11 protein-coding genes are annotated in these 10,065 nt (G+C 37.1%); 3 read left to right on the forward strand and 8 right to left on the reverse strand.

Going from position 1 to position 10,065, the window contains the following annotated elements:
- The 5 genes from GJU41_RS19720 to GJU41_RS19740 all read right to left on the reverse strand — a co-directional run bounded on the left by GJU41_RS19720 (window position 1) and on the right by GJU41_RS19740 (window position 5,985).
- Entirely contained in the window at window positions 1-747 is a 747-nt protein-coding gene (locus tag GJU41_RS19720; RefSeq protein WP_154319335.1) for a creatininase family protein, read from the reverse strand.
- A gap of 13 nt (window positions 748-760) precedes the next feature.
- Complete coding sequence (locus tag GJU41_RS19725; RefSeq protein WP_154319336.1) at window positions 761-2,485, reverse strand: ABC transporter permease; 1,725 nt, start codon at window positions 2,483-2,485, stop codon at window positions 761-763.
- Window positions 2,486-2,498: 13 nt separating this feature from the next.
- Window positions 2,499-3,569, reverse strand: coding sequence for an ABC transporter ATP-binding protein (locus GJU41_RS19730; protein WP_154319337.1), 1,071 nt, complete (start codon window positions 3,567-3,569; stop codon window positions 2,499-2,501).
- Between the two features lie 132 nt (window positions 3,570-3,701).
- Window positions 3,702-4,772, reverse strand: a complete 1,071-nt coding sequence (locus GJU41_RS19735; protein ID WP_154319338.1) for an extracellular solute-binding protein — start codon at window positions 4,770-4,772, stop codon at window positions 3,702-3,704.
- 16 nt (window positions 4,773-4,788) lie between these two features.
- Window positions 4,789-5,985, reverse strand: a complete 1,197-nt coding sequence (locus tag GJU41_RS19740) for an ROK family transcriptional regulator (protein WP_346265504.1) — start codon at window positions 5,983-5,985, stop codon at window positions 4,789-4,791.
- A 429-nt stretch (window positions 5,986-6,414) separates the two neighbouring features.
- Between GJU41_RS19740 and GJU41_RS19745 the strand changes: the two genes are divergently transcribed.
- The gene (locus GJU41_RS19745; RefSeq protein WP_154319340.1) at window positions 6,415-6,570 is read left to right on the forward strand and encodes a hypothetical protein; all 156 of its coding nucleotides are present in this window, start codon (window positions 6,415-6,417) and stop codon (window positions 6,568-6,570) included.
- A 22-nt stretch (window positions 6,571-6,592) separates the two neighbouring features.
- Here GJU41_RS19745 and GJU41_RS19750 read toward each other — a convergent pair whose 3' ends face one another.
- A complete protein-coding gene (locus tag GJU41_RS19750; protein WP_070874609.1) occupies window positions 6,593-6,886 on the reverse strand; it encodes a ribbon-helix-helix domain-containing protein in 294 nt (97 codons plus the stop codon).
- Window positions 6,887-7,634: 748 nt separating this feature from the next.
- Here GJU41_RS19750 and GJU41_RS19755 point away from each other — a divergent pair.
- Both GJU41_RS19755 and GJU41_RS19760 read left to right on the forward strand, forming a co-directional pair.
- Window positions 7,635-7,802: a DUF7167 family protein gene (locus tag GJU41_RS19755; RefSeq protein WP_154319341.1), complete on the forward strand. Its 168-nt coding sequence runs from the start codon at window positions 7,635-7,637 to the stop codon at window positions 7,800-7,802.
- 387 nt (window positions 7,803-8,189) lie between these two features.
- Window positions 8,190-8,375, forward strand: coding sequence for a YusW family protein (locus GJU41_RS19760; protein ID WP_170292851.1), 186 nt, complete (start codon window positions 8,190-8,192; stop codon window positions 8,373-8,375).
- Between the two features lie 99 nt (window positions 8,376-8,474).
- Here GJU41_RS19760 and GJU41_RS19765 read toward each other — a convergent pair whose 3' ends face one another.
- Both GJU41_RS19765 and GJU41_RS19770 read right to left on the reverse strand, forming a co-directional pair.
- Complete coding sequence (locus GJU41_RS19765) at window positions 8,475-8,957, reverse strand: ribbon-helix-helix domain-containing protein (protein ID WP_154319343.1); 483 nt, start codon at window positions 8,955-8,957, stop codon at window positions 8,475-8,477.
- A complete protein-coding gene (locus GJU41_RS19770; protein ID WP_154319344.1) occupies window positions 8,929-9,723 on the reverse strand; it encodes a ParA family protein in 795 nt (264 codons plus the stop codon). Before GJU41_RS19770 ends, GJU41_RS19765 begins: the two co-directional genes overlap by 29 nt.
- Window positions 9,724-10,065 lie beyond the last annotated feature (342 nt).

Consider the following 10,065-nt stretch of genomic DNA (forward strand, 5'->3'; position numbering starts at 1 on the left):
TCAATCTCCTTTCCCGGTTCCGATAAGCCAATTTTCTATCAGCTTATTCATGTTATCGGCCGCTGCTCTGGCAATTACTTCTCCCTTATCCTGACCTGTTTGTCCAATTAATCCTGTATAACCATCCCAATTCTCAGGTCTTCCCTCAACGGTTATATATGGGAGGGTTGAATACTTGTTTGTCTCATTGAACTCATTATCTTCTTGTTCCACGTTTACTAGATCAGGCCTGAATGCCTTTACCACAGACATTTCAAATGGACCTCCATGTCCTCTTCCACTCGTGCCTATAAATCCTAGTTCTTCAGCTTTCTCAATTTCAACCATTTGCCACCAGTTTATCAATAGAAACTTTGCGTTTGGATGACGAATAGTTATATATTCCGCGACCGATCGGGATAGTCCCATGTTAGCATCATGCGCATTTAGGAGAATAATCCTGTGTATACCAAGTTTGAGTATTCCCTCTAATATATCCGATAAGTATTCAAGCATGATGGATGGCCGAATGGAAATCGTTCCTGGATATTTAGCCGTTTTTCCTGGACAGGATGAGTATGGAACTGCTGGATAGACAATACCACCAAGGTCCTTTTTAATTAAATTTCCAAAGCTTTCAGCAAGAATAATATCCGTACCATAGGGCGAATGAGGGCCGTGGTATTCAAAGCTACCAAGTGGCAATACCATAAAGGAAGCTTGTTTCAATTCATCAAGTTGCCTTCCATGTAACTCAAGTGCTTTCATTTTCTTTCCCCCCTTACATTGCAGATCCAGCTTTTCCATTAGTCAACTTTTGCGAGACGAACAAAACGATAAGAATCAATAGGATCTGCAACACGCCGTATGCACAGGCCGTCCCAAATTGAAAGGCGTACATTTTTTGGAATATTGCAACAGATAAGGGCATAGTCGATGTGCTATATATTAAAATGGAAGCGACAAATTCACCGATACCCTGTACAAATGCGAGCAACGTGCCTGCAAGAATCCCAGTCATGGTCATTGGCAGGACAATTCTTCTAAATGAAGTAACCCAATTAGCTCCAAGACTCCGTGCAGCTTCTTCAATCGACTGATCCATTTGCATCAAACTTGCAGATGTTGATCTAAAAATGAGTGGCAGATGCCTGACAAAGTAAGCAAGTGGTAAAATCCAAAATGTCCCGATCAGCACTTGATTGAAGCTGAATACAGTTGGTTCGCTGAATGCGGCAATAAGATTAACCGCTACAACTGTACCGGGCAGCGCCCAAGGGACCATTATCAAAATGTCTAAAACTGTTTTTCCTTTAAATTTAGTCCGGACCATAACATAAGCTGCTGCTACACCGAAAATGATATTTCCTATGGTGGCTACAAAGCTCATTTGAATTGAATTCCAAATTGGCCGCCACGTTCGTTCGTCTGTAAAAAGCGCTACATAATGTTCAAAGGTATAAGCAGGTGGTAAAACTTGAATCGTCCATGTTCCATCTACTGAAAAAGAGATAAGAACTAAGACAAGAATTGGTAATAAGAGAACGATTACTCCTATAATTGAAAGTATCATAGAGAAATACTTCATAAAGGAGGAGCGTACTTCTGTCCGGTGGACGCTGATCCCTTTACTTTGATTTTGGTAGTTTCGTTTGTTTTGATACCATCTCATCAAAATAAGAAATGAAATCGAAACAAACGATAGAATGGTAGACTGAGTGGCAGCCATATCAAGGTTCCCATTAGTTCTAGATAGATAAATCTGCATCGTCATTGTGCGCTCAACACCGAATATCAATGGGGCAGTATAAGAAGCCATTGCTATCATAAAAACAAGCAAGGATGATGCAACCAGAGCAGGGGTAAGCATTGGCAAAATGACCTTTAACCAAATCCGAATTCGTCCAGAGCCCAAGCTTGTAGCAGCCTCCTCTAAGGAAGGATCAAGACCTTTAATTGCGGCTGAAGCCGTTAGGTAGAAATAAGTGTACATTGTGAATGTATGGACGACAATTACTCCCGTAATTCCTTTTAAAGAGAAAGGCACACTGTCTAAATTGAACAGCTCTTGAACGGCACGAGGGAAAATTCCGCTTTCTCCATATAAGAATGTAAACGAAAGTACCCCCACCAAAGGCGGTAATGCCATAGGAACAAGTACAAGCACTGATAAAATCTTTCTACCTGGAAATTCATATCGTTCCAGTAAGAAGGCCATCGCTACACCGACGACAGCACACGTGATGACGCTTAAAACGGATATGTACACACTGTTCCACAATGCTTCCAGATTCGCTGTGCTTTCAAGGCTGAAAAACTTTTTATAGTTAGTAAATGAACCATCAGTGCTTGAGAAGCTCTCCATGAACGTTTGATAAAATGGATAAATAACATATGCCAGCAGAATTAAAAAGAGGGGAGATATCAAAACATAAATAAAGTATTTCGAACGTGTAAGCCGTGACCATGAGGTTTCTTTTTTCGAAAAATCTCCGATGGATGCCATGCGTTGTCACCTCCTATTCTCCAATAAAATAAATACTTCTTTCGGGAATGTGGAGCATGATTTTTTCACCCCGACTCATCACCTTGTTCCCTTTGTTGACAACCATTACCTTAAACGTTGTTTCATTTGCTTTTACAATATAGTTAATAGTCACACCTGTAAATTCGACAAACTGAACTTCTGCACTGAATTGATTTGGCCCTGGCCCTTCTGCCAGTGCTTCTGGGCGTATTGATAGTTTAATAGGCTCACCTGTACGAAAGGAGACGTTCGGTGATGAATTTTTGAGCAGACCCTTAAAATTCAATCCGCCTGACGTTTTAGCTGTTATGCCGTTTTCAGATATTTGATCAATAGTCGCGTCCAGTACATTGGATTCCCCGATAAAAGATGCAACGAATTTGTTGATTGGTCTGTTATAGATTTCTTCAGGAGCTCCAATTTGCTGTACAACCCCATTGTTCATGACCATGATACGGTCTGACATTGCCATTGCTTCTGTCTGATCGTGTGTAACATAGATAGTTGTTACGCCAAGCTCCAGCTGTAGACGCTTAATTTCAAGGCGAGTCTCTTCACGCAACTTCGCATCCAAATTTGACAGAGGCTCATCGAGCAATAGAATGTTTGGTTCAATAACGAGCGCTCTTGCAAGAGCAACACGCTGCTGCTGTCCTCCTGATAACTCATTTATTTTCCGTTCACCGTATTGATCGAGATGTACCATCGATTGGGCTTTCTCTACTTTTCTTCTTATTTCTGTTTTGCTTAACTTACGGACTTCGAGACCAAAAGCAATATTTTCAAAAACAGTCATATGGGGGAATAATGCATAGTTTTGAAAAACCATTCCAATGTTTCTTTTGTTGGGCTGAAGGGTGGTTACATCCTGATCATCAAAAAGCACCTTTCCTTCCGATGGAAAATAGAAGCCGGCTATCATCCTCAGGGTCGTCGTTTTGCCACACCCACTAGGTCCTAGGAAAGTAAAGAACTCCCCTGGTTTTATATCGATATCGACGTTTTCAACTCCACGGGCTTTACCAAACATTTTGCTTACTTTATCCAGCTTCACGCTTTTCATTTTTTTGCACCTCGTTTTCATGAAAACTTCTTTATTTGAAATAAAGGAGGCCTCGAGAGTGTTGCAATCTTCTCAAGGCCAGCTTATTAATGGATGTAGCCGTTATAAAAATAAATCATTTCTCTCCCTCTATTATTTTCCTTTAATGTTTTCATCCCAATGCTGCATCCACTCTGCTTCTTTTTCAGCCATTACTGACCAATCAATATCAAGGGCCTTCAGATCTAACTCTTTATACCAGTCAGGCATATCTTCTTTTGCAATATCCGTACGTGTTGGAATTTGATATAATTCATCGGCAAGTTCAGCTCTGGTTTCTTTTGAGAATAAGAATTCATAGAATTTTTCTGCATTAGCCTTGTTTTTAGCGCCTTCTACCATAGCTACTCCGTCAACTAAAATAGGTGCACCACTTTCTGGATAAACATAATCAAATGGCTGGTTATTTTCATTTTTCTGAAGAAGAATATCCTGCAGGTTCCAAAGAGAAATCAATCCTTCTTGTCTAGCTAATTTTAAATATAAGTTTGTCGGGTCTTGAGCATACTCCTTGGTATTAGCATCAAGCTTTTCAAGCCATTCATAACCTTTCTCCGGAGTATCTGCTCCTTCACGGAAAATCATCGACGAATAAATGGTTCTCATCGTTCCAGAAGCCATGACACCGCGAATAACAATTTTGTCCTTCCACTCTTTATCTAGAAGGTCATCCCAATCTTTAGGGGCATCTTCTTTCTTTAAAGCTTCACTGTTAATCATGATAACCTCTGGCAAAAGCATTTCACCATACCAACGGCCCTCTGCATCTTTATGTTCGTCTTCAATTACACCATCAAAAGATGGCTTAAATGCAGCAAGTAGATCTTCATCCGCTGCTACCATGAGAGAAGATTGGGTTCCCCCCCACCAAAAATCAGCCTGAGGATTTGCTTTCTCTCCGCGTACACGCTCTAAGATTTGTTGTGCCCCCATTGTCAGCGTCTCAACTTCTATATCTGGATATTTCTCGTTGAACATCCCGACTACCTTGTCAACAACGGCTTGGTCACGTGCTGTATAGATGACAAGTTTACCCGTATCACCTTCATTTTCTTTGCCGTTTCCTTTTGATTCACTTCCCCCACTGCTATTGCTGCTACAGGCAGTAATGATGACCAATACCATAACCAAAAGTAAACTAATTAACCCCTTTTTCTTAAACATGTCTACCCCTCCTAGATTATAATGATCTATTCTGATAGCCGAACTGGGTGAATTCCCCCAATGCAAGATGAATTGCACCATATAGCCCGGCTTTAGAACCAAGTGTCGTTAGTGAAATGGATGGCAATTTGGGTATGTATCTCTCGATGTTTCTTTTTAATAACTCCAGGTACTCATCGTGTAAGTCAGACATTTCGCCAGAGAGAATAATAAGATCAGGGTCTAGGATGCTTGCTAGGTTTACAATGGCTATGGTCCAGCTATCAAGAAGTTCATTTAATAACTCCTCTGCAGTTGAATCTTTCAAAGAGAGGCGCTGCAGCTGAAAGATAGCCTTTTTACTGTAATCAACGGGTAAACCTAAGCGCTCCATCCTTTGAAGTAATCCAGCAGTACCATAATTTGATTCAAAAACACCCATGTCTAAGTTTTTATTTAAAGTGTTGCCGATCAGCATATATCCGATCTCTCCAGCAGCTTTATGTGCACCTCTAATAAATTCCCCGTCAATAATGATACCGCTTCCAATTCCGTTTCCTGCAAATAAGTAGATTGTGTTTTGATAACTGACACCCAATCCTTTATGGAATTCTCCGAGTGTCATTAGATTTACATCATTGTCAATGACAACCGGAATACCAATCTGCTTTTCAAATACTCTTACAACATCATTGTCCGACCATGATACTCCAGGTGAATATCTTATTCCTTCCCCAGTTTCTGTGGTGATTCCTGGTACGCCGATTACTATACCTAGAATCTGATTTTTGGATATTGAAAATGAGGTGATAATTTTTGTTAACATTGAATCTACAACGGTAATAATTTCGTTGTCGCTTATAGGCATTTGAATGGATTCACTATCCGTTTTGATTAAGTTTCCATCCATGTCAGCGAGTGTCACCTTTAACAAACCATCTTGTAAGATGGCTCCCCCAACAAAATGAGATTGAGCATTGTACTCAAGTAAAATAGGTTTACGGCCCCCGTTTGAAGTTGAATTTCCCATTCCTACTTCGCGAACCATTCCATCGTTTATCATTTCTTTTATCAACTCAGACACACTTGGTCTGCTGAGCTTTGTTTTTTTTGCTAAAGCAGCACGAGATTGGAGTGGGTGAGATCGAAGCTCTCGTAATATTAAGTTTCGATTTAACTCTCTTATTAATGGAGGACTTGCCTTTCCCTTTGAAAAAGATGTCACATCGTTCACCTGCCTTTTGTTTGTTAAGGTTACTAACAAACTATATAAAAAGTATATGCTCCCCTGATTTGCGGAGTCAAGATAATTTTTACAATCTTTTGAAAATTAGGATTTATATTACCAAGCTTTTCATTGAAATTAATAATATAAAACCTGTTGTTCTGACTAATATTCAATGGAAATTCAAGATTATGACAGAATTTAAGTTTTGAAAAAATTATCTAAATCTATTTGTATATAAAATTAATAAAACGGGTATACTCCTAATACCCCCCTTATTTTTAAATAAATGATTTACCCAAGTCCTTCTTTCAGAAGAATTTTTTTGTTCCTCATGCCTCTATCCATTAAAATACAAATTCTCATTCCTATGTATAAATCAATCTCTTTTGGTCAATAGTGATACCAATACACTATGAATCAAGGAGAATGAGAATCATGGAATGCAGAAAATGTGATAAGAACCTGAGAGTCAGAGACCGAGCTCAATACAATAAACGCAATGGCCTTTGCAAAAGCTGCCATGACACTGAAATGAAATGGATCCAGCAAGGACTGAAGTTCGCCATCCCTCCAAAAAGAAAAGCAAAATAAAAAAGCCACCCGGATGGATGGTTTAGTAAACGACTTGCTGTTTTCCTCCTACGCTGATAATTGTAGGATAGACTTTATATTTTTCATGAACATTGTATCTTTCCTGCAGGGCATAAACAAAATCAGGCGAGTTGACACACGCCTGCAAAAGGTAATCGGCAAGCTCTGAACGGGAAAATCCGGTACTGACTGCAAGGGCATCTAATTTCTTTTCCGTATCATTGCTGACTGAAATTGAAAACCTGCAGCATCGTTTTCCGCCTAATCCTTTTGTTTTTGCGCTTTTTGATTTATTTGGTACTTTAACTTTTGCCATTGATATCAACCTCCAAAAGTGAATGAGTGGTGCAGTGATGTTATAAGATATGTAGACTTTTCACGGAAAAGAACCGGTCTTATTGATTTAATAAGGATTGTCTTCTACGTAATGAAGTCTTTGGTAAATACCAGGTTTTGATTTTGTTAATGACTGTATTGATACTCAGAAGAAATTTGCGATTTAATCAGTAAATAAACTTCAATCTTCTCTCGTGTCGAAAAAGTGAAGGTGTGAGAAAGAAAAACTGAAGGTGTGAGAAAGAAAAACTGGATGCACTTCATTTGATTTTTTACAGTAAAACCCTTCCGCGGACAATGGAAATGTTCGTGTTTTTGGTCTGTCTGGATTTAGGAAAGGAAGCATGGACAAGCTTGTTAAATCTTTTTTTCTATAAATCAATGACACTTGCGGACTTAAAATCACGTTAAGAAGCCCCCTCCCCTCTTTTCTTTATTTCAGAAAGGCTGGTTTTTTCTTAGACTTTCTGAATATCAAAAGTGGTTCAGTGCATCAAAGATGCTGCTGCATCATGAAAGGGAGGAGGGAGGTTATTTTTAATGTTCGTTTCATATGATAGTGAGGAGCTAGCAAATACACTATCTTACAAGCTAGCTCCTTGTAAAAAAGATTCATAGAAAATAACGAATATTCTCGACAATCTTAAGTTATGAGATTTGAAGGGTTCAGTCATAACGTTAACGGAGTTTGAATATCTTTTACCAATACGCCTGAAATGAGGGATCCTATGAAAGTGGTGGTCAAGATGCCAAATGACTTTGTCATTTCTTTTGACGAAGAGGAATTTGTGGGGTTATCTGAAAGAGAAAAAGATCAGTTAATCCAAGCTGCTTTGAAAGAAATTGTGGTTGAGCAAGTGAGTTGGATTGAATTACATGAAAAGGTGGCTATCTAAATATAAAACCTCAGAGATTCAGTTCTCTGGGGTTTTATATTTACAACAATTTACTTTTTCTCTCAGTTATAAATAATGCATTAACATCGAATCATCCTATACAATACGTAATGTCACATTATTATCATTAATGTTATTTATAACATATATGTTGTTGTTAATATCAAATATATAATTAATAATATAATTATATACATTTTTAACTATGTATGTAATTATATTTTAGATGTCATTGTTACTATGGATACATATGTTTTTGTTAATAATATGGATAAGACAATAATGAAAACGCAGAGTTTCCATTCACAAGTTTTGACATGGATGTTGAGTATCCTGAAAATAAGTCGATAGACTTTGATTATGATAATGAGAAGGATGCATACTGATATGATTAACAACAAAGAATTAACTGGCGATGAAGCATATAAAGAACTTGAAGAAATTTTTAAGAATTTTAAGTTTGATCAAGACGCAGCTGATGAGGATGTGCTGAATGAAGTAAGAGCATTCTCACTTAAAGAAGACTATCAGAAAATGGAGCTTGAGATTAAGTTTGCAGACGGTACGGAATAAGAATATAGACAGTGATTCAAAATATCAATTCATCAAAAAAGTGCAATCTCCCATTGAAGATTGCACTTTTTTCGTTTGTTATTTATGAAAATCTCAAAATTACTTTTGAATAACACCATATTCTTCTAACAATTTTCTAATTGCTGCATTAATGAGTTTTGATTTATCTCCTTTTTCTCCTCTAGAGGCAATTTTATCAACTTCAGCAGCTAGGTCAGGATCCATATAAAAAGAGGTGAAAACCTTTTTGGCTTTTTTCTTCGTCGGCTTTTTTCCAGAGACTAAATTACGAAGATAATTATCATCGTCGTTATCATTAATGTCGATATCACCATTAACTTCAGCATTAACAATATCAACGTTGTCATTATCGACATATGTTTTGTTGTCAACGTTATTAGTAATATTCTTATTGTTATCATTCTTGTCGTTGCTATTGTTTACGTTTTTGTTGTTAAGGTTGTCATTAACTTTGTTATCTATTTCATCTGGAGTTGTTTTATCTGTATCATATGAATTGAAAAAAGCTTGTGTAGCATTTGGTTTTTTAATTTTATCTTTGAGGCTGTTTTTGGTTGACACGATCTTTCAGCTCCTTAACAAATGGTATGTAATATTCTAATGCGTTTTTTAATTCTGAATTACCATCAAAACCTGAAATGGCTAATCGTCTCGTAGATGCTTTTCTCCTAATGATTGAATTAAACATTAGTCCAGGGTAATCTTCTTGAATGGCTTCTTCCATTACTTCATTTTCTTTCGCTCTAGCATCAATTAAAGAGAATAAGACACCTGCAGTTTCTAATGCTGGGTTATATCGCTCTTTTGCACCTTCAATAATCTCTAAAAATTTAGGGATAGCATAATACGCAAACATTGATCCATCAAACATAACTACAGCGTAACTTCCAGCTTCTGAATATGTACTTAATGGCATGACTGTCTGTTCAGATAATGCTGGAGGTGTATCGATTATGATCCAATCATAATCCTCCATCACAGGCTCAAGCGCTTTTTGCAAGGCATCTAATTTCAATCCTTTTTCATACATCCGTCTTGGTAGTGTTGCTAGGAAGTCATTAGACGGAATTAAATCTAAATTCTCTTGGATCTTAATGATATAAGAACGAGCATCTTCTTCTAATATGGCTTCAAGAATGGTTTTTTCCTCGAAGACATTGCATATATCGTATTCCCCGGTTAAGAAGCTGGTCAGATTCCCCTGACCATCCATGTCAATGGCTAGAACCTTTTCTTCTTTGCTTAAAAGATAGGCTGTTATACCACTGCTGGTAGACTTTGAACAGCCGCCTTTGCTAATCCCAAATGTTACTATTTTTGCTACCAAATTGAACACCTCTTTTTCCCTTATTCGAACAAATGTAACTGAGGATTTTTTCACATTAATACATATGTTGTTGTATATGTTATAGTATAAATTATCACATATTTTTTTGTTGAATTCAATGATTTATTTCCTTTTTATCAATTTCTAAAATATATATATTTAAAGTGACTTTGTGGTCTATTCATATGTGTTGACATATAAATAACTAATATTTTTGAAATAATGTCAACTTATACATATATATTTAAATTGTTGTGACATACATAATTAACAATGTTTTAAATATTGTTTTTAATATTAATTTATATGTCATTGTATATATTAAAAATATTATTAGAAATA

The sequence above is a fragment of the Metabacillus idriensis genome (assembly GCF_009674765.1).
In the GTDB taxonomy this organism is placed as follows: Bacteria; Bacillota; Bacilli; order Bacillales; family Bacillaceae; genus Bacillus_P; species Bacillus_P idriensis.

Bases quoted from the DNA above. Each gene is read 5' to 3' on its own strand.
- GJU41_RS19755 (WP_154319341.1), top strand. From the start codon at position 7,635: ATGAAAGTGGTGGTCAAGATGCCAAATGACTTTGTCATTTCTTTTGAC.
- GJU41_RS19730 (WP_154319337.1), bottom strand. From the start codon at position 3,569: ATGAAAAGCGTGAAGCTGGATAAAGTAAGCAAAATGTTTGGTAAAGCC.
- GJU41_RS19735 (WP_154319338.1), bottom strand. From the start codon at position 4,772: ATGTTTAAGAAAAAGGGGTTAATTAGTTTACTTTTGGTTATGGTATTG.
- GJU41_RS19725 (WP_154319336.1), bottom strand. From the start codon at position 2,485: ATGGCATCCATCGGAGATTTTTCGAAAAAAGAAACCTCATGGTCACGG.
- GJU41_RS19745 (WP_154319340.1), top strand. From the start codon at position 6,415: ATGGAATGCAGAAAATGTGATAAGAACCTGAGAGTCAGAGACCGAGCT.
- GJU41_RS19720 (WP_154319335.1), bottom strand. From the start codon at position 747: ATGAAAGCACTTGAGTTACATGGAAGGCAACTTGATGAATTGAAACAA.
- GJU41_RS19750 (WP_070874609.1), bottom strand. From the start codon at position 6,886: ATGGCAAAAGTTAAAGTACCAAATAAATCAAAAAGCGCAAAAACAAAA.
- GJU41_RS19760 (WP_170292851.1), top strand. From the start codon at position 8,190: ATGATTAACAACAAAGAATTAACTGGCGATGAAGCATATAAAGAACTT.